Here is an 18365-nt window from a genome sequence, read left to right on the forward strand (position 1 = left end):
GATACATCATGACTAAAGTTAACGCTTCACGCCGCCAGTTTTTGCGCGTTTCTACCGCCTTGGGTGCTGCAGGTGCCGCAGGTAGTGCAAGTCTGCCATTTGCGCTTAATTTAGCAACCATGGGTTCCGCAGCCGCACAAACCTCGCCGGGTGGCTACAAGGCGCTGGTCTGTCTGTTCCTGTATGGTGCCAATGACCATGCCAATACTGTCCTAGCAACAGACAGTGGCTCCTGGAGTCAATACACCACAGTACGCACCACCAATGAGGCAGGCTCGATTGCCTTGCCACCCGTAGGCAGCAGCGGCGGGGTCATCGCAATTAACCCCAGCACGACACAAGCAGGCCGCAGCTTTGCTCTGCATCCGCAACTGGGGCCTTTGAAAACCTTGTTTGACAATGGCCGCGCAGCCATACTGAGCAATGTTGGTCCATTGATAGTGCCAACGACACTGGCACAATACAAGGCAGCCAGCGTGCCCTTGCCACCGAAACTGTTTTCCCATAATGATCAGCAATCGCTATGGCAAGCTTATGCACCTGAAGGCGCAGCCTATGGCTGGGGTGGTCGCATGGGTGATATGCTGGCCTCGACCAATGCTTACCCGGTATTTACGGCAATATCAGCATCAGGCAATGCCGTATTTCTGGCTGGCCGCTCTGTCAATCAATACCAGGTCAGTGCCTCAGGCGCAGTGCCCATCAATAGCTTGAGCGGTAGCTTGTTTGGCTCCAGTGCTGCTGGCAATCCTCTAAAAAATATCATCTCCGCTGATAGTGCCAATTTGTTCCAGAAGGAACACGCTGCAGTCACCAATCGCTCCATCAATGCGCAAACCTTGCTCAGTCCGGCAATGGCTGCGGCTGGTGGGAATGGCGTACCCAACCCGACCCAATACACCAACCCCAACACAGGCAACCTGACCAACAATGCCCTGGCATCACAATTGCAAACTGTGGCAAGGATCATCGCTGGGCGCAGTGCACTAGGGGCACAAAGGCAAGTGTTTTTCGTCAGCCTGAGTGGTTTTGATACCCATGATTTTCAACGCACCAACCATGCAGACCTGATGGCCAAGCTGGCTCATGCCATCAGCTATTTTGATGGTGTACTTGGCAATTTGCAGGGCACGGACCTGCGCAAGCAAGTGACCCTGTTCACTGCCTCTGATTTTGGCCGTACCTTTACCAGCAACGGCGACGGTACGGACCATGGCTGGGGCTCGCACCATTTCATCGTTGGTGGTGCAGTCAAGGGTAATAATATTTATGGTGAATTCCCAGTCACTGGTCTCAAGCACAACCTGGACGTAGGTTCAGGTAGCCTGCTGCCACAGATTTCGGTTGACCAGTATGGCGCTACCCTGGCCAACTGGTTTGGCCTCAGCACCACACAAATTAATGATATTTTCCCAAATATCACTAATTTTTCCAATCGCAATTTGGGATTTTTTGCCTGATTAGTGATTGCAACTGCTGTAATGACAACTGCTGTCCGGTCTTGAAAGCCGGACAGACAGTGCTCACAACAGGTAATCAGAATATCGACCTGGCAGTCAGCGTCGTGAAGCGTTCCAGCGCATAAGTACCTGCCAGCGAATTGCCGGTTGCATCCAGGCCCGGCGACCATACAGCCACAGCCAACTCGCCCGGCACCAAGGCTAAAATACCGCCGCCCACCCCGCTCTTGGCTGGCAAACCCACGCGATAAGCAAAATCGCCTGCAGCATCATAAGTGCCACAAGTCAGCATCAGTGCATTCAAGCGCTTGGATGAACTGGCATCCAGAATTTGTTGCCCACTCCAAGGGATGCTGCCATGATTGGCAAGGAAGCTGCCAGCCTTGGCCAATTCAGCACAAGTCATCGTCAGCGAGCATTGGCGGCAATAACTGTCGATAACGGTTTTGACAGGATTGTGCAGATTGCCAAAATCCTTCATCAAATGGGCAATGGCATAATTGCGGTGCGCAGTCTGGCGCTCAGACTGCGCAACTGCCATATCAAAATCGATAGCAGGCTCGCCTGATATAGTCCTGGCAAACTGCTGGACTGCAATATCCGATTGCACAAAGCGCGCCGACAAAATATCGGCAATGACCAGCGCACCTGCATTGATGAAGGGATTACGCGGCTTGCCACGTTCATATTCCAGCTGCACCAGGGAATTGAATGGGTTGCCGGAAGGCTCGCGCCCTACCCGCTCCCAAATCGCATCGCCTTCGCGGGAAAATGCCAGCGCCAGGGCAAACAATTTGGTGACGCTTTGCAAAGAAAATTTTTGTTGGCTGTCACCTATGTTGTAAGTGCTGCCATCCAGGCAATACACAGCCATGCCAAAATGCTGTGCTGACACTTTGGATAACTCAGGGATATAGGAAGCCACTTTCCCTTGAGCCAATAAAGGCTGGACTTCAGAAAAAATGGTCTGAAGTATGGTTGCGTAATCCGGCTGCATCAATTTCTTGTATTCAGGTTTTCGGCAAAGTCACGCCAACCTGGCCCTGATATTTACCACCACGGTCTTTATAAGACGTTTCGCAAACTTCATCACTTTCAAAAAACAGCACCTGGGCGCAACCTTCACCTGCATAAATCTTGGCTGGCAATGGTGTGGTATTAGAAAATTCCAGCGTCACATAACCTTCCCATTCAGGCTCAAACGGCGTGACATTGACGATGATGCCGCAGCGCGCATAAGTGGATTTACCCAGGCATATTGTCAATACACTACGTGGAATGCGGAAATATTCCATCGTGCGTGCCAGCGCAAATGAGTTCGGTGGAATGATGCACACATCACCCTTGAAATCGACAAAGGATTTTTCATCGAAATTTTTTGGATCAACAATGGTGCTGTTGATATTCGTAAAAATCTTGAATTCGTCGGCGCAACGTATATCGTAACCATACGAAGAAGTGCCGTAGCTGACGATGCGATTACCATCACGCTCACGCACCTGACCAGGCTCAAACGGCTCTATCATGCCGGTTTGCTCTGCCATACGGCGTATCCACTTGTCTGATTTGATGCTCATGTGCTTCTCCTGCCAAATTAATATTGGCGCGATTTTACGCGAAAACAGCTATATCTAATATGGAATTAGCTCTCGAAAGCATAAACAAATTTGAGGAATTTTCTACCCTGGCATTCGCCATGCAGACATCTCGCATCGTGCAGCCCAGCCAAATTCGCAATTCAAAGAGTGAAATCAATTGGCAAAAAATTCACTTCAGATTTATGCAAGCTTTTGATTTTTCAGAAGAATTTCCTTTCATACGAGCAAATTTAACAGCTTTCCGGTACAATTCCGCCCATGAACGCTCAGCCTAAAAATCTATTCTCCTTTCCCCGTTTCCGTCCAGAAGTTGGCGGGAAAAATACCGCACCATTTTTACCCATGTCACGCACCGAAATGGATGCACTGGGTTGGGATAGTTGCGACGTTATCCTCGTCACTGGCGATGCCTATATCGATCACCCCAGCTTTGGCATGGCCTTGATAGGCCGCCTGCTGGAACATCATGGCTTCCGTGTTGGCATCATCAGCCAGCCAGACTGGCAGTCTGCCGATGCTTTCCGCGCTTTAGGTAAACCGAATCTGTACTTTGGCGTCACAGCAGGCAATATGGATTCCATGGTGAACCGCTACACCGCTGACCGCAAGATACGCTCTGAAGATGCTTATACGCCAGATGGCGACCGCACCAAGCGTCCGGACCGTGCCCTGGTGGTTTATGCCCAGCGCGCCCGTGAAGCTTACCCGGACGCCAATGTCGTCGCTGGCAGCATAGAAGCCAGTTTGCGCCGTATTGCCCATTATGATTATTGGTCTGACAAGGTAAGACGCTCCGTCCTGCCAGATTCCAAGGCTGACATACTCTTGTTTGGCAATGCCGAACGCGCATTGATTGATCTGACTCACCGCTTGGCGAATGGCGAAGCCATCAAGGATATCCGTGATTTGCGCGGCACTGCCTTCATGACACCAAAAGGCTGGTTGCCAGATGAAGATTGGACAGAGATCAATTCTGTCAAAATTGATACCCCAGGTAAGATAGAAGCGCATACCGATCCGTATGCCATGGTCCCCGAGAAAGAAGCAAAATGCGCCACTGGCGATGCGCCTGTGGCTACTGTCGCCTCTGCGGAAGCCAAGCCTGAAGTCAAAGCCGAGACCAAGGCTGACGTCGTGCAATTGCAAGCCATACGCATCATGAGCCGCGAAGAACGCCAGCTCATGCTGCGCAACAAACAACACAAATCTGTCATACGCCTGCCTTCCTTTGATGAAGTCAAGGAAGATGCCGTGTTGTATGCCCATGCCTCGCGCGTATTCCATCTGGAAGCCAACCCAGGTAATGCCAAGGCACTGGTGCAGGGTCATGGCGACCGTGATGTTTGGCTAAACCCGCCACCGCTGCCGCTGGCCATGGATGAGATGGATGGCGTATATGACCGTGCCTATGCACGCGCACCCCACCCAGCCTATGGCAAGGCACGCATACCGGCCTGGGAAATGATACGTTTCTCGGTCAATATCATGCGCGGCTGCTTTGGTGGCTGTACCTTCTGCTCGATTACCGAGCATGAAGGCCGCATCATACAAAGCCGCTCTGAACCTTCAATTTTGCGTGAGATAGAAGAAATCCGCGACAAGGTCAAAGGCTTTACCGGCACCATCTCTGATCTGGGTGGCCCCACAGCGAACATGTACCGCCTGGCCTGCAAAGACAAGAAGATAGAAGAATCCTGTCGCCGCCTGTCTTGCGTCTACCCAAGCATCTGCTCAAACCTGGGGACTGACCACAGCAAGCTGATCTCGATTTACCGCAAGGCGCGCGCCCTGCCTGGCATCAAGAAGATACTGGTCAGCTCTGGACTGCGCTATGACCTGGCAGTACGCTCACCAGAGTATGTAAAAGAACTGGTCACGCATCACGTCGGCGGCTTGCTGAAGATAGCGCCTGAGCATACCGAGGCTGATACTTTGTCCAAGATGATGAAGCCCGGCATAGGTAGCTATGATGAGTTCAAGGCGATGTTCCAAAAGTATTCGAAAGAAGCTGGCAAGGAACAATACCTGATCCCTTACTTCATTGCTGCCCATCCAGGCTCTACCGATGAAGACATGGTCAACCTGGCAGTCTGGCTCAAGAAAAATGATTTCAAGCTCGATCAGGTGCAGACCTTCATGCCGACCCCTATGGCGCTGGCGACCACCATGTACCATACCCGCAAGAATCCGCTAAAGAAAGTCACTGCAGATTCTGAAGTGGTAGAAACTGCACGCTCAGGCAAGATACGCAAGCTACACAAGGCATTGTTGCGCTATCACGCACCAGAAAACTGGGAAATCATCCATGAAGCCCTGGTGCGCATGGGCAGGCGCGATTTGATAGGTAGCGGGCCAAGGCACTTAATCCCGCTACGCCAGCCCCATATCGCGATTACCATCGATGAAAGTGGTGTCGCCAATGGCAAACGGGTAGCCGCACCAAAAATTGATACTTTTGGTAAAAAGTCATATGCACGTGCTGCTGCAAATGCAAAAACGACACCAGGCAAACCTGCATCCACCAGCCCGGCGCGGCCTGGGCTGGCATACAAGTCGGCCAAACCAAAAGCGACGACCGGCAAGACTGGTAGACGTTAAGAAATTAGAAATAAGCAACAATAATCTGAAAAAAATGAAAGCTGTGTAGCCCTGCATCGGGCAACGCAGCTTTTTTTTGTGCTTGCCCTTTTCATGTCCTGCCACTGATGTAGAATCAAATCATCACTTGCCACCAAGTCCAGGTTATCAACACTACAGGGAGGAAGTATGAAACACATGAAAACAGTATTAATACTTGAGCATACTGAAGAGGTTTTCGATAAGCTCACCTGCGATGTGTGCGGTGCAGAATCAAAATGGGATGAAAACTGGGCAAGCAAAGAACACGAAAAATCCATCACCACCCTGCAACTAGAAGAGGAAGAGTCCTTCCCCCATGGCGGCCAGTCTACCCAGACGCAATACCATATCTGTCCATCCTGCTTCAAAACTCACCTGGCAAAGTGGATGGAAAGCCACAGGGAATCGAAACCTACCATCACCAACTCAGTCTGGTAAAGACGCGCACCATATTGAATGTAAACTTTGGCAAGTGATCAATAAACCCCGGCAAATCTGCCAGGGTTTAATGTCATTTAAGCATATCCATGTGAGCAATTTATATCAAGCGCGTTACAGCAAGCGCCTTACAGCAAGGTATAATGCAAGGTTTGATTGCATTAGAAAAGTATAAAATCATGGAAGCTGAACGCCTCAATAGCCTGTCCGCCCTGCTCGCCGACCTGACCGTCCGCGAAGCCGAACTTCGGAGGTATCTTTGACTTCGATATCAAGTCAGAGAAACTGGAACAAGTCAACGCCGAACTGGAAGACCCTGCCGTCTGGAATGACCCCAAGCGCGCCCAGGAACTAGGCAAAGAAAAAAAATCCCTGGAAAACGTCGTCAACACGCTTGTCAAAGCGGATAGCGGCCTGCGCGATGCGAATGACCTGTTCGCCATGGCGCGCGAAGAAAATGACGACGACACCCTGGAAGCCATAGAAGTTGATGCCCAGAGCCTGCGTGAACTGGTTGAAGGCATGGAATTCCGTCGCATGTTCAATAACCCTATGGACCCGAACAACTGCTTTATCGATATCCAGGCTGGTGCCGGTGGCACGGAAGCACAGGATTGGGCATCGATGCTGTTGCGTCAATATTTGCGTTATTGCGAACGCAAGGGCTTCAAGGTCGAAATCATGGAACAGTCAGACGGCGACATCGCTGGTATCAAGACAGCCACCTTGAAAGTGGAAGGCGAATACGCCTATGGCTTCCTGCGCACAGAAACTGGCGTACACCGCTTGGTACGCAAATCGCCTTTCGATTCCAACAATGGTCGTCACACTTCTTTCTCCAGCCTGTTTGTCTACCCTGAAGTAGATGATTCTTTTGAGATCGACATCAACCCGGCGGATGTGCGTACCGATACTTACCGCGCCTCTGGTGCTGGTGGTCAGCATATTAATAAAACCGATTCCGCTGTTCGTTTGACGCATGGCCCTTCGGGCATCGTCGTGCAATGTCAGAATGACCGCAGCCAGCACAGGAACCGTGCAGAAGCATGGGAAATGTTAAAGGCCAAACTGTTTGAACTCGAATTGCGCAAGCGCATGAGTGAAAAGCAAAATCTGGAAGATTCCAAGACCGACGTAGGTTGGGGTCACCAGATTCGCTCTTATGTACTGGATCAATCCCGCATTAAGGATTTACGCACGAATTTTGAATCTGGCAACACCAAGGCAATTCTGGATGGTGACCTGGATGAATTCATTGCGGCATCCTTAAAGCAAGGCGTTTAAGTTTAATACCGTGCGCAGGCATTCGCCTGCGCTGCCTTAAAGAATCAAAACCTGCAGGCCAAATGCCTGCCCTCCCCTAGGGAAAATTATGTCTGATATCAATAACACGACAGCAGGTGAATTGCCTGTTGATGAAAACTCCATCATCGCCGAACGTCGCGCCAAACTTGATGCTATCCGCTCCAAAGGCGTAGCATTTCCAAATGATTTCCGCCCACAGCACAAGGCTGCGGAACTGGCAGAGAAATACGGCACAATGAGCCGTGAAGAACTGGAAACACTGAATGTTGAAGTCAGTGTCGCTGGTCGCATGATGTTGAAACGTGAAGCTGGCAAAAAAGCTGCATTCGCGACCTTGCAAGATGCATCCGGCATGAAGGCTGATGGCCGCATACAATTATATGTCACTACAGACAAAACTGGCGAAGCTGAAATGGAAGCCTTCCGCCACTATGACCTGGGCGACATCCTGGGCATAGAAGGTGTATTGTTCAAAACAAAAACTGATGAATTGACAGTCAAGGTCACGACCTTGCGCATGCTGACCAAGTCCCTGCGCCCTTTGCCGGACAAATTCCATGGCCTGGCCAATCAGGAAACCAAATACCGCCAGCGTTATGTCGACCTCATCATGAGCGAAGACACGCGCCGCACTTTCAAGGCGCGTACCGCAGCCATGAACTCTATCCGCACATTCATGAACAGCAATGATTTCATGGAAGTGGAAACACCGATGCTGCACGTGATACCTGGCGGCGCTGCTGCCAAGCCTTTCATCACCCATCACAATGCGCTGGACATGCAAATGTATTTGCGTATCGCGCCTGAGCTGTATCTGAAACGTCTGGTAGTCGGTGGTTTCGATCGCGTGTTTGAAGTGAACCGCAACTTCCGCAACGAAGGTGTATCGCCACGCCACAATCCCGAATTCACGATGATGGAATTCTATGCGGCCTATGTCGATTACAAATGGCTCATGGACTTCACGGAACAAGTCATACGCAAAGCTGCCGAAGATGCGCATGGCACAGCCGTATTGACTTACCAGGGTCGCGAACTGGATTTGAGTAAGCCCTTCCAGCGCCTGACCATCGTTGGTGCCATCAATAAATATGCGCCGGGTTACACTGGCGAGCAATTAAATGATGCTGAATTCATCAAAAAAGAATTGCTGAAGTTTGGCGTCAAACCTTTCGCTACAGCTGGTCTGGGTGCATTGCAACTGGCACTGTTTGAAGAAACTGCAGAAGCACAATTGTGGGACCCGACCTATATCATCGATTACCCTGTTGAAGTCTCGCCACTGGCACGTGCCTCTGACACAGTTGCAGGCATCACTGAGCGTTTCGAGCTGTTCATGACAGGCCGTGAAATCGCCAATGGCTTCTCGGAATTGAATGATGCAGAAGACCAGGCAGCGCGCTTCCAGGCACAGGTTGCAGCAAAAGATGCTGGCGATGAAGAAGCCATGTACTACGACGCTGATTATATCCGCGCCCTGGAATATGGCCTGCCACCGACTGGCGGCTGCGGCATAGGCATAGACCGTTTGATGATGTTGATTACAGATTCACCTAACATCCGTGATGTGATTTTATTCCCGCATTTGCGCAGGGAAGATTAATAATTGACATAGTCAAGCATAAATAAGGAAGGGACTGTAAAATTTACAGTCCCTTTTGCTTTATATCGCATCCCTCTCTTACATTTACCCATGCCACCTGTTCATCCACTTAAGAAACTGTTCCAGTATGCCAAGGCCTATCGCAGTGATTTTCGTCTGGCGACCATTTATTCCATATTAAATAAATTCTTTGATGTTTTGCCGGAAGTCTTGATTGGCGTCGCGGTTGACATCGTTATCAATGGCGACAAGAGTTTTTTGGCAAAACGGGTACTCAGTAGTTTTGGCATTACCGACACCTGGCATCAATTGATGTTGCTGGGTGCAGTGAATGTCTTGATCTGGGGTGGCGAATCCTGGTTTGAATATCTGCTGTCCATCAAATGGCGCAAGCTGGCGCAAAACCTGCAACATGATTTGCGCCTGGATACCTATGACCATGTGCAAAAACTGGAGATGGCCTATTTTGAAAACCAGCGCACTGGTAATCTGATGTCCATCCTGAATGAAGATATCAACCAGATGGAACGTTTTCTGAATGGCGGTGCAAACCAGATCATCCAGGTTATCTGTTCTTCCATCATGGTCAGCGCCGTCTTTTTCGCCTTACAGCCATCGCTGGCCGTGATCTCCCTGCTACCAGTGCCATTGATATTGGTAGGCGCATTCTGGTTCCAAAAACGCCTGGCACCACGTTATTCCGAAGTACGTGAAGCCGCTGGCGATGTCAGTGCTCGCTTGAATAATAATTTGCTGGGCTTGGCCACGATCAAGGCCTTCGCCACAGAAAGCTTTGAGAAAAATCATATAGCAGAAGCCAGCAATGCCTATCGCCAGGCAAACAGCCAGGCGATTGCCATCAGTTCCGCCATCACACCGATCATCCGCATGGCTATTCTGGCTGGCTTTACCGCTACCCTGGTCTACGGTGGCTGGCTGACCTTGCAAGGCGAACTGGCAGTTGGTGCATATTCTGTACTGGTCTACCTGACACAGCGCCTGCTATGGCCCATGACTGGTTTAGCTGAAGTGGCAGATATGTATCAACGCTCTATGTCGGCCATAGACCGTGCCATGGGTTTGCTGGATACCAAAATCAATATCCCTTACGAAGGCAAACATATTGCGCCCGCACAGGTCAAAGGTGATTTGCACTTCAATCAAGTCGATTTTGCTTACGGCGACCAAAAGACCTTGCAGCAAATCAACTTGCATATCCCTACTGGCAAGACTGTGGCCTTTGTTGGTTCTACTGGCTCCGGCAAATCGACCCTGGTAAAACTGCTTTTGCGCTTCTACTCTGCACAAGCGGGGAAAATCACTCTGGACGGCATAGAGATCAATGACATCAATCTGCAAGACTTGCGACGCTGCATAGGCTATGTCGCCCAAGATAGCTTCCTGACCGATGGCACGATAGCAGACAATATTGCCTATGGCATGCAAGATGCGGATGAAGTCGCGATCAGGGATGCAGCACAGGCAGCGGAAGCCATGGAATTCATTTCCAAACTGCCGTTGGGCTTTGCTACCCGTATCGGCGAACGCGGGCAAAAATTGTCTGGCGGCCAACGCCAGCGCCTGGCATTGGCCCGAGCAATTTTAAAAAATCCGCCTATATTGGTACTGGATGAAGCCACCAGTGCCGTCGACAATGAAACTGAAGCAGCAATCCAGCGTAGCCTGGATGTCGTCAGCCGCAACCGCACTACTATAGTCATTGCCCATCGCCTCTCTACGATTCGTCAGGCTGATTGCATACATTTGCTGGAAGCTGGCAAGATTATAGAGAGTGGTACACATGACGAGTTGTTGACACTTAATGCTGGCTATGCTGCCTTGTGGCGCTTGCAAACTGGCGAGCGCAATCATGGATAGCCCTAGTCGACACAACAACTATATATGATTAAATAGTTGCGTGTCATTTAACTTTGTTTTTCATCGTGGATGCAAGCTCAGTGTTACTCTTATGACATGGAGAGTATAAAGCATGAAAAAATCACTAACGATAGGCTTGGCAGCAACTTTACTTACCTTGCTGGGCGTAACGTCTTATCAAGCCATAGCCTACGTTACACAGGTACAGCCTGCCAGCACAGAAGCCTTGCATTCGCCCATTAAACCTTTTGAAGTTGATCCCAGCTGGATCAAGGAAGGCACGCCGAATTTCAGGGCGACTGAATTCTTCAAGTCACATGATGGCAAGACCAGCTCAGGTATTTTTGAATGCGATGGCCCATCCAGCTTTGAATGGCAGTATCAGTTTGATGAAACCATTTATGTGCTTGATGGTGGCGTGGACATTGAGTATCAAGGCAAAAATTTTTCCCTGAAACCAGGTGAAACAGCACTATTTCGCGCCGGCACGACGGCCTTGTGGCATGTCCCCAAAGGCATACGCAAAGCTTGGACCCTGCATGATGCTGGCAAACCCGCACGCGGGCTGGCCAGCATACTTAACTGATCAGGAAATTGCCTTTGCCAATGCCAGCGCACTGAGGAAGGCATTTTCCACTTTGCCAGCACCTTCAAGACCCGCAGCAAACCAGTCGCCACAGACACCTATCCCCTGCTTGCCATTCCATAAGAAATCAGAATCCACTGGTTTTACTGCTTCAGCATAACGCCAGCGGTGTACCACGGCATGGATAGGTTGTATCCATGAGCCTGTGGCTTCGTGGAAAGCCTTGGTCAATTTTTCCTTGACCCTCTCATCATCATCTTCGAGATGCTCAATACTCCATGCCTGCGTTGCGTGACAAACCCAGCGCTCACCAGCTCTATGCAAAGGTTTGGCATCGTCATGCGCAATCCAGCCAAGACGGGAATTGTTAACCCAAGCACCATCATAAGCCAGGTCCAGCGAAGTCTGGAAACCCAGCATCAGTGTCCAGCATGGTGCCAGGTGAGCCTGCCTGGCCTGTTTGGCCAGCGCGGGTGCAACACTCAACAAAGGCTCAGCCTGGTCTGCAGGTACCGCCAGTATCACTGCATCAAATGGGCCGGCAGTTGCAGCTATTGGCACCGTTGCTGAACGGATTGACAGTAGCCATTGCTTGCCATGCGCCTCAAGAGCAGTCACCTGTTGCTCTGCGCGCACATCAAGACCATGGGCAAGCTGTTTGCCCAGAGAACTCATACCAGGTACGGCAATATAACGCGTAGCACTGCGCCCTGCCGGTTTGCTGTTACCAGCTTCCAGCGTGGCCAGCTTGGCAGTCCAGGGAACTACCCAGCCAAATTTTTTCCAGTCTGCAATTTCTTTCTTGAAGCGGTCTGAGCTGGCAGTGAAATATTGCGCCCCATGATCAAAACCACCCAATTCTGTGTGTCTGGTACTCATGCGGCCACTGACGCCCATGCTTTTTTCATACACAGTGACATGATGACCTTGCGCCTGCAATTGACGCGCAACTGTCAAACCTGCTAATCCGGCACCAACAACAGCGATATGCATATTATTTCCCTTATCTAGCGTCCAAACAGACAATAAAAAACGCCCGCTATACAAGCTTGCGGGCGTCGTTTTGGTTTAGTGCATATTGATATCTACTTTAGGAACAGCGTTTTCGCGGCCGTGCAGGCTGGCGCGGCGTGCGGTACAGTCAGGAACACTCCCCCTGACCAGGCGTAGCATCCTGCAAGCACTGGAATCCAGCTCATGCGGCATGGCCTTCATACAGCGGGAGCCGTATAAGCCTGGCTTTGCTTCACAACTGTCTGGTTTCATTCGCTATCCTGAAATAGAGATCAACTTACTGTATTTAATCCATTACCTCATCCACTTCAGTCAGTGGTATTGCGACTGAGGATCACTGTTCGTTTTCTTCAACTGGCCAGTCACGTATATAGGCTTTCAACATTTTGTTTTCAAAGCTTTGCGCCTCCAACACAGCTCTGGCCACGTCATAGAACGAAATCACGCCCAGCAAGGTCTTTGCATCCATGACAGGCAGATAACGTGAATGTTTTTCCAGCATCATGCGACGCACTTCATTGACTTCAGTTTCCGGCGTTACGGTGAGTGGATGGTCATCCATATATTTGCGCACCGTACCGTTACCAAGCGAGCCCTGGTTTTTATGTATCGCGCGTATGACTTCACGGAAAGTCAGTATGCCAACCAGATCGCCGTACTCCATCACGACCAGAGAACCGATATCTTTCTCTTCCATGACGCTGACGGCTTCGGTAATAGGGATATCAGGCGTGATCGTGAAAAGGATGTTGCCCTTCACTTGAAGTATCTCTGAAACTTTCATGATGTCCCTCCTCTTATACATTTATGTGAACCTTCATTGCAATGTATCGCAAGCCTTGCAAAAAATCCAGCATGTAAAATATTTTATTCATTAATTCACGCGCATTTTGTCTGCCCTTTGCATCTTCAGCATCAGCGATGGTAGCATTGCTGCCTCACAATATGGAGACTCTCACCAATGAGCGGCCCTAAATACCACGGCTTTGACACCCTGTCCCTGCATGCAGGCGCTGCGCCCGATCCGGCCACAGGTGCACGTGCCACCCCTATTTATTTGACATCTTCTTTTGTATTCAAGGATTCAGATCATGCCGCCTCGCTCTTCAATATGGAAAGAGCGGGCCATGTCTATTCACGCATATCCAATCCCACCAATGCTGTGCTGGAAGAAAGGATTGCAGCACTGGAAGGCGGCGTGGCAGGTATCGCCGTTGCCAGCGGGCAAGCTGCCATGCATCTGGGTCTGACCACCATAGCCGGTGCAGGTTCCCATGTCGTTGCTTCGCGCGCCTTGTACGGTGGCTCGCAAAATTTGCTGGCCTATACCATGAAGCGCTTTGGTATAGAAACCAGCTTTGTCAACCCGCGTGATCTGGATGCATGGCGTGCTGCAATACGCCCGAACACCAAGGTTTTGTTTGCAGAAACCCTGGGGAATCCAGGACTTGATGTGCTGAATATTCCCGCAGTTGCAGAAATTGCGCATGAGCATCATTTACCGTTGATGCTGGACTCTACCTTCACCACACCCTATCTGCTAAAACCATTCGACCATGGGGCTGACCTGGTTTTCCATTCAGCCACCAAGTTCCTGTGTGGCCATGGCACTGCCATAGGCGGTTTGCTGGTCGATGGCGGCACATTTGACTGGCAGGCAGCCTATGAAAAGAACGGGCACTTTGCCGAACTTTGCGAACCTTATGATGGCTTCCACGGCATGGTATTTAGCGAAGAGTCAACCGTTGCTGCATTTTCACTCAGAGCCAGACGTGAAGGCTTGCGCGACTTTGGTGCCTGCATGAGCCCGCACAATGCCTTCACCATCTTGCAAGGCATAGAAACCCTGGGTATTCGCATGGACAGGCATGTGACAAACACCCGCAAAGTAGTCGAATTTTTGGTATCGCATCCCGCTGTCGAGTCAGTCTCCTACCCTGAACTGGAAAATCACCCTGACTATGAACTGGCAAAAACACTGCTACCCAAAGGTTGCGGCGCAGTATTTTCATTCAACATCAAGGGTAATCGCGCAGCCGGGCAGCGCTTTATTGAATCCCTCAATATCTTTTCGCATCTGGCCAATGTCGGCGATGCCAAGTCCTTAGCCATACATCCTGCTTCGACCACCCATTTCCGCGTGCCTGCAGAGCAGTTGCTGGCATCCGGCATTAGCGAGGGAACCATGCGTCTGTCGATAGGCCTGGAAAATGTCGAGGACTTGATCGAAGACTTGTCTCGTGGCCTCAAAGCCGCACAGAAGGGAGTCTGAGATGTTAATTGAAGTCTATGGCCATGCAGCCTATTGCTATACCGGTGGCAAGACCTACAACCCTGCCCTGCCCACCTTGGTATTCATCCACGGCGCACAAAACGATCACTCAGTCTGGGGTTTGCAGACCCGCTATCTGGCACATCAAGGTTTTAATGTACTGGCAGTCGATTTGCCCGGCCATGGCCGTAGCAAAGGCCAGGCGCTGAGCAGCGTAGAACAAATGGCAGACTGGCTGCTGGCTTTGCTGGATGTGGCAGGTATAGCGCAAGCCACGTTGATCGGACATAGCATGGGCTCCCTGATCGCACTGGAGACTTGTTTTAAGGCCAGTACACGAGTCAGCAAGCTCATCATGGTTGGTACTGCCTACCCTATGAAAGTATCCGACACCCTGCTCAATGCCGCCCGTGATGAAGAGCAAACCGCAATTGATATGGTGAATATATGGTCACATACCTCCATCGCACACAAACCTTCCTGCCCCGGCCCCGGCTTTTATGTGATGGGTGTCAGCCAGCGCCTGATGCAGCGTATCTCTGCCATCAATCCTGACAAGGTTTTTTATACTGACTTTGCTGCGTGCAATGCCTATGCCAATGGTGAGGTAGCTGCGCAATCAGTAAGCTGCCCCAGCCTGTTCATACTAGCAAAAAAAGACATGATGACGCCAGCAAAGGCTGGTTTGGCGTTGAGCAAAGCCATCGCGAATAGCCAGCAAAAAATCATAGACAATTGCGGTCACTCATTGATGTCAGAACAGGCTGACCAGGTGCTGACAGCCATCCATGATTTTGTGAAGGCATAAGCAGCGATGGCAATGAATCTGGAAAGCTGGGCCTTGTTTACGGCAACCGAGGCAGCCTTATCTCTGTCACCCGGCCCTGCAGTAATGATGGTGGTGGCCTATGGCATAGCCAGAGGGTGGCGTACATCCCTGTTTGTCACCCTGGGTATATTGATGGGTAATGCGATTTACTTTGCAGTATCGGCAACCGGCGTAGGTTCGCTGATACTGGCCTCGCCCAAAGTATTTATGACGATCAAATACCTGGGGGCGGCTTACCTGGTCTATCTTGGTTTGTCAGCTATCTTTGGCAAACCGTCACCATTGACCATATCCAAATTGGAAGGGACAGTGCTCAGTGGCAGGAAGATATTCAGCAGCGCACTCATGCTGCAATTGATGAACCCTAAAACCCTGCTGATGTTCGTGGCGATACTGCCACAATTCATAGATCCCAAGGAACCAGTAGGCGTGCAGATGCTGATACTGGCAGCCTGCTCCATCATTCCTGAATTTTTTATCCTGCTCGGATACGGCATGCTGGCCAGCAAAGCCAGTCACTGGGCAACACAGGAAAGGTATGCAGTGATTACTGAAAGAATAGCCGGCACCCTGGTAACAGGCGCCGGCATCATGGTTGCACTGGTGTAGCTTTTAATTTCTATGCATGTGCAGGCAGGCGCTGGTTGAGGCTGGCCAGGTAATCTGCCCTGAAGCGGCGCAAGACATAATCCTTGTAATTGTCATGCTTTAGGCTATCCCAGGCCTCTACCCTGCCCTTGCTGGATTTGTCCTTGGCCGCTGCCAGCACTTCGGGGCTTAATTCCAGGTTGGCATCGGTCATCATTTCATAGCCATACAATTGCATGAATTCTTTGGTCAGGCTTTCTATGACTTCAATTTCCTGCATGCTCAGTTGTTGCTTGAATTTGTCCTTGTTGGCCATGACGGGTGGGAAACGGTTGCTTGCCCACAATGCCGACATCTGAGATATTTGCTGTGCTTCGCTGGAATGAGTGACGTCCAGCATCTCTGGCAAGAACTGTATGCCAAAGAAGTCACAAATTGCCCTCAGCACTGTTTCCTGATTACTTAGGAAATCTTCATAGCGTATGGTCAGCACTCTATCCGGGTGGCGATTGATGATGTCGCGCGATAACTGATGCGCCTCCAGCCAGGCCATGGCGTTCAGCGTAGAATCGTAATCATGAATAATTGCCTTGTTCATGGAGGCAACTTGAGCCCTGGGATCTCTGACTACATTCAGGAACAGCATATTCGGAAATAACTGTAAGAGCTCTTCCGCATAATGCACACTATCAAGCGACTTATCCATGATGATACTGGCATGATGATGCTCACCTGTGCGCAACAGTAACTCCCACAATATCCTGTGTACACTGCGCTGATCATTCTTGATAGACTCAAACACATCTACCGGATCGAATACCATACCCTTCCATTTCACCATGCTAGCCGCCTGCAAGCCTATAACGTCAACAACCAGTCTGAAGTAAGACTCGTCATCACTCAAATCGCCATAGCGTGGCACCAGGGGCATGAAATCAATGATGTGCAAGGGATAGGGTGAATAGAATTCCTTGCTGTTATTTAAACGCAAACGCAGGGCATGGCTACCGCAGCGGCGCAAGGGTATCATCAGCACGGGGGTTGGTCGCTTATTCTTGACAGCCACTTTTTGTACACTGGTCACACTATCTGATTCTGCCATGATGCTCTCCCCATGCTTGAAGGCCTGAATCTGGAAGATCGCCTAAATGCCTGTCATGTCAAGACAAACTGAGTTGCGGTTTTTCCATTTTCTCAAAATAAGCTATAAACGCTTGCACAAAATGATCCACTTCAATTGCTGCCAAATTATTAATACCACCAGCAGCACGTCGCCCACCACCAGTAGGAAATGCGGAACAGAATTGACTGGCCGGGCAATTATCTGTATCGCCAGAACGCACACTGACAACATAACTGCCCTCTGGCTTTGCTGTCAGCACTGCAAAGGATTTTCCACGCTGCTCTTGCGTCAATTGATTTGCCAGAATGCCTGAGATGCGTCTGGCCCACGCCTGGGCGGGCAAGATATAAATGGACGTCAATTCACTTTGCCTGTAAACACGCAAGCCCTGCATGAAAGCCATATCGCTGACATAGGCATTGCGCAGTACATCAAATTGCGCAGCACTATTCAAAAAATCAAAGGGATCGGAATAGTCATGTACAGCCTGATACAAAGCAGCAGGATGAAAATGCAAATCATCCACTGATTCGCCATAGGCGTTGTAGTTGAGTAAAATACCCAGTTCTTGCAATTGACTGCGCTGTATTTCGCTAAGGCCAGCTTGCGTGCCCATAGTACTAGCAACTTCAGGCAAGTTATCGCCATACGCCGCCACTACTGCCCATTGCCAGTATTGTCCGCTTAAATAGCGATTGACCAGGATACTGCTACACACGTCCGTCGCCATATCGCAATGCAAGTTCAGATGAGCATGTTCAAAGGCTTGCGCAGCATTGTGATGATCGAAGTAAGTAACCTCTGCACCCGCAGCAAGATGTTTGCGCAATGGCACAATATTGCTGTCCAGCGAGATGTCCAGTACAGTCAATCGGTCACCCTGCCTGGATTCGAAACGACCTAGCAAATCAATATCCCGCTTGGTACCAGTAACAAGTTCTGCTTTGCATGGATCTGCCAATCTAAGCTGATGCAAGGCGCAAATACCATCGGCGTCACCATTGAACACATCATAGGCTTGCACTGAATTGTTGCTTTCTACTGACATGGTG

The 18365-nt window shown here is 50.3% G+C and carries 18 protein-coding genes; 11 read left to right on the plus strand and 7 right to left on the minus strand.

Annotated features, from left to right (window positions below; all coding sequences use genetic code 11):
* The first annotated feature begins 8 nt into the window (after positions 1 to 8).
* A complete protein-coding gene (locus tag ACO0LC_RS15395; RefSeq protein ID WP_423004569.1) occupies positions 9 to 1460 on the plus strand; it encodes a DUF1501 domain-containing protein in 1452 nt (483 codons plus the stop codon).
* Between the two features lie 76 nt (positions 1461 to 1536).
* Here the strand turns inward: ACO0LC_RS15395 and ACO0LC_RS15400 are convergent, their stop codons facing one another.
* Positions 1537 to 2457: a glutaminase gene (locus ACO0LC_RS15400; RefSeq protein ID WP_423004571.1), complete on the minus strand. Its 921-nt coding sequence runs from the start codon at positions 2455 to 2457 to the stop codon at positions 1537 to 1539.
* A gap of 13 nt (positions 2458 to 2470) precedes the next feature.
* Positions 2471 to 3037, minus strand: a complete 567-nt coding sequence (gene dcd / locus ACO0LC_RS15405) for a dCTP deaminase (protein ID WP_186945400.1) — start codon at positions 3035 to 3037, stop codon at positions 2471 to 2473.
* A 59-nt stretch (positions 3038 to 3096) separates the two neighbouring features.
* Here dcd and ACO0LC_RS15410 point away from each other — a divergent pair, with 59 nt between their 5' ends.
* The 7 genes from ACO0LC_RS15410 to ACO0LC_RS15440 all read left to right on the plus strand — a co-directional run bounded on the left by ACO0LC_RS15410 (position 3097) and on the right by ACO0LC_RS15440 (position 11487).
* On the plus strand, positions 3097 to 3333 hold the full coding sequence (locus tag ACO0LC_RS15410; RefSeq protein WP_423004573.1) for a hypothetical protein: 237 nt from the start codon (positions 3097 to 3099) through the stop codon (positions 3331 to 3333).
* Complete coding sequence (locus ACO0LC_RS15415) at positions 3317 to 5656, plus strand: YgiQ family radical SAM protein (protein ID WP_423004575.1); 2340 nt, start codon at positions 3317 to 3319, stop codon at positions 5654 to 5656. Before ACO0LC_RS15410 ends, ACO0LC_RS15415 begins: the two co-directional genes overlap by 17 nt.
* A 168-nt stretch (positions 5657 to 5824) precedes the next feature.
* A complete protein-coding gene (locus ACO0LC_RS15420; RefSeq protein ID WP_162041522.1) occupies positions 5825 to 6115 on the plus strand; it encodes a hypothetical protein in 291 nt (96 codons plus the stop codon).
* A 179-nt stretch (positions 6116 to 6294) separates the two neighbouring features.
* A protein-coding gene (gene prfB / locus ACO0LC_RS15425) for a peptide chain release factor 2 (RefSeq protein ID WP_186951525.1) occupies positions 6295 to 7399 on the plus strand; the annotation gives its coding sequence in 2 pieces (ribosomal slippage) (positions 6295 to 6375 and positions 6377 to 7399; 1104 coding nt in all).
* Positions 7400 to 7487: 88 nt separating this feature from the next.
* A complete protein-coding gene (gene lysS, locus ACO0LC_RS15430) occupies positions 7488 to 9023 on the plus strand; it encodes a lysine--tRNA ligase (protein WP_423004578.1) in 1536 nt (511 codons plus the stop codon).
* A 90-nt stretch (positions 9024 to 9113) separates the two neighbouring features.
* Positions 9114 to 10901, plus strand: coding sequence for an ABC transporter ATP-binding protein (locus ACO0LC_RS15435; RefSeq protein WP_423004580.1), 1788 nt, complete (start codon positions 9114 to 9116; stop codon positions 10899 to 10901).
* Between the two features lie 112 nt (positions 10902 to 11013).
* Positions 11014 to 11487 carry a cupin domain-containing protein gene (locus tag ACO0LC_RS15440; protein WP_423004582.1) on the plus strand — a complete coding sequence of 158 codons (474 nt, stop codon included), beginning with the start codon at positions 11014 to 11016 and terminating at the stop codon, positions 11485 to 11487.
* Here the strand turns inward: ACO0LC_RS15440 and ACO0LC_RS15445 are convergent, their stop codons facing one another.
* The 3 genes from ACO0LC_RS15445 to ACO0LC_RS15455 form a co-directional block, all read right to left on the minus strand.
* Positions 11488 to 12480: an NAD(P)/FAD-dependent oxidoreductase gene (locus ACO0LC_RS15445; protein ID WP_423004584.1), complete on the minus strand. Its 993-nt coding sequence runs from the start codon at positions 12478 to 12480 to the stop codon at positions 11488 to 11490. It abuts the gene before it with no gap.
* Positions 12481 to 12555: 75 nt separating this feature from the next.
* Positions 12556 to 12753 carry a hypothetical protein gene (locus tag ACO0LC_RS15450; RefSeq protein WP_423004586.1) on the minus strand — a complete coding sequence of 66 codons (198 nt, stop codon included), beginning with the start codon at positions 12751 to 12753 and terminating at the stop codon, positions 12556 to 12558.
* Between the two features lie 82 nt (positions 12754 to 12835).
* On the minus strand, positions 12836 to 13285 hold the full coding sequence (locus ACO0LC_RS15455) for a CBS domain-containing protein (RefSeq protein WP_162041529.1): 450 nt from the start codon (positions 13283 to 13285) through the stop codon (positions 12836 to 12838).
* Between the two features lie 177 nt (positions 13286 to 13462).
* Here ACO0LC_RS15455 and ACO0LC_RS15460 point away from each other — a divergent pair, with 177 nt between their 5' ends.
* From ACO0LC_RS15460 to ACO0LC_RS15470, 3 genes are read left to right on the plus strand one after another with little or no spacing between them, the layout of a single operon-like run.
* Positions 13463 to 14773, plus strand: coding sequence for an O-acetylhomoserine aminocarboxypropyltransferase (locus ACO0LC_RS15460; protein ID WP_423004588.1), 1311 nt, complete (start codon positions 13463 to 13465; stop codon positions 14771 to 14773).
* A 1-nt stretch (position 14774) separates the two neighbouring features.
* A complete protein-coding gene (locus ACO0LC_RS15465) occupies positions 14775 to 15581 on the plus strand; it encodes an alpha/beta fold hydrolase (RefSeq protein WP_423004590.1) in 807 nt (268 codons plus the stop codon).
* A 12-nt stretch (positions 15582 to 15593) separates the two neighbouring features.
* On the plus strand, positions 15594 to 16211 hold the full coding sequence (locus ACO0LC_RS15470) for a LysE family translocator (RefSeq protein WP_423004592.1): 618 nt from the start codon (positions 15594 to 15596) through the stop codon (positions 16209 to 16211).
* Positions 16212 to 16221: 10 nt separating this feature from the next.
* Here the strand turns inward: ACO0LC_RS15470 and ACO0LC_RS15475 are convergent, their stop codons facing one another.
* Positions 16222 to 17292 carry a sulfotransferase family protein gene (locus ACO0LC_RS15475; protein ID WP_423004594.1) on the minus strand — a complete coding sequence of 357 codons (1071 nt, stop codon included), beginning with the start codon at positions 17290 to 17292 and terminating at the stop codon, positions 16222 to 16224.
* Between the two features lie 58 nt (positions 17293 to 17350).
* On the minus strand, positions 17351 to 18361 hold the full coding sequence (locus ACO0LC_RS15480) for a hypothetical protein (RefSeq protein ID WP_423004596.1): 1011 nt from the start codon (positions 18359 to 18361) through the stop codon (positions 17351 to 17353).
* Positions 18362 to 18365 lie beyond the last annotated feature (4 nt).

Source organism: Undibacterium sp. JH2W, from assembly GCF_049340425.1.
Lineage (GTDB): Bacteria > Pseudomonadota > Gammaproteobacteria > Burkholderiales > Burkholderiaceae_D > Undibacterium.

What these genes read in the sequence shown, in the direction of transcription:
- ACO0LC_RS15395 (WP_423004569.1), top strand. Translation starts at nt 9, where the DNA reads ATGACTAAAGTTAACGCTTCACGCCGCCAGTTTTTGCGCGTTTCTACC.
- ACO0LC_RS15400 (WP_423004571.1), bottom strand. Translation starts at nt 2,457, where the DNA reads ATGCAGCCGGATTACGCAACCATACTTCAGACCATTTTTTCTGAAGTC.
- dcd (WP_186945400.1), bottom strand. Translation starts at nt 3,037, where the DNA reads ATGAGCATCAAATCAGACAAGTGGATACGCCGTATGGCAGAGCAAACC.
- ACO0LC_RS15410 (WP_423004573.1), top strand. Translation starts at nt 3,097, where the DNA reads ATGGAATTAGCTCTCGAAAGCATAAACAAATTTGAGGAATTTTCTACC.
- ACO0LC_RS15415 (WP_423004575.1), top strand. Translation starts at nt 3,317, where the DNA reads ATGAACGCTCAGCCTAAAAATCTATTCTCCTTTCCCCGTTTCCGTCCA.
- ACO0LC_RS15420 (WP_162041522.1), top strand. Translation starts at nt 5,825, where the DNA reads ATGAAACACATGAAAACAGTATTAATACTTGAGCATACTGAAGAGGTT.
- lysS (WP_423004578.1), top strand. Translation starts at nt 7,488, where the DNA reads ATGTCTGATATCAATAACACGACAGCAGGTGAATTGCCTGTTGATGAA.
- ACO0LC_RS15435 (WP_423004580.1), top strand. Translation starts at nt 9,114, where the DNA reads ATGCCACCTGTTCATCCACTTAAGAAACTGTTCCAGTATGCCAAGGCC.
- ACO0LC_RS15440 (WP_423004582.1), top strand. Translation starts at nt 11,014, where the DNA reads ATGAAAAAATCACTAACGATAGGCTTGGCAGCAACTTTACTTACCTTG.
- ACO0LC_RS15445 (WP_423004584.1), bottom strand. Translation starts at nt 12,480, where the DNA reads ATGCATATCGCTGTTGTTGGTGCCGGATTAGCAGGTTTGACAGTTGCG.
- ACO0LC_RS15450 (WP_423004586.1), bottom strand. Translation starts at nt 12,753, where the DNA reads ATGAAACCAGACAGTTGTGAAGCAAAGCCAGGCTTATACGGCTCCCGC.
- ACO0LC_RS15455 (WP_162041529.1), bottom strand. Translation starts at nt 13,285, where the DNA reads ATGAAAGTTTCAGAGATACTTCAAGTGAAGGGCAACATCCTTTTCACG.
- ACO0LC_RS15460 (WP_423004588.1), top strand. Translation starts at nt 13,463, where the DNA reads ATGAGCGGCCCTAAATACCACGGCTTTGACACCCTGTCCCTGCATGCA.
- ACO0LC_RS15465 (WP_423004590.1), top strand. Translation starts at nt 14,775, where the DNA reads ATGTTAATTGAAGTCTATGGCCATGCAGCCTATTGCTATACCGGTGGC.
- ACO0LC_RS15470 (WP_423004592.1), top strand. Translation starts at nt 15,594, where the DNA reads ATGAATCTGGAAAGCTGGGCCTTGTTTACGGCAACCGAGGCAGCCTTA.
- ACO0LC_RS15475 (WP_423004594.1), bottom strand. Translation starts at nt 17,292, where the DNA reads ATGGCAGAATCAGATAGTGTGACCAGTGTACAAAAAGTGGCTGTCAAG.
- ACO0LC_RS15480 (WP_423004596.1), bottom strand. Translation starts at nt 18,361, where the DNA reads ATGTCAGTAGAAAGCAACAATTCAGTGCAAGCCTATGATGTGTTCAAT.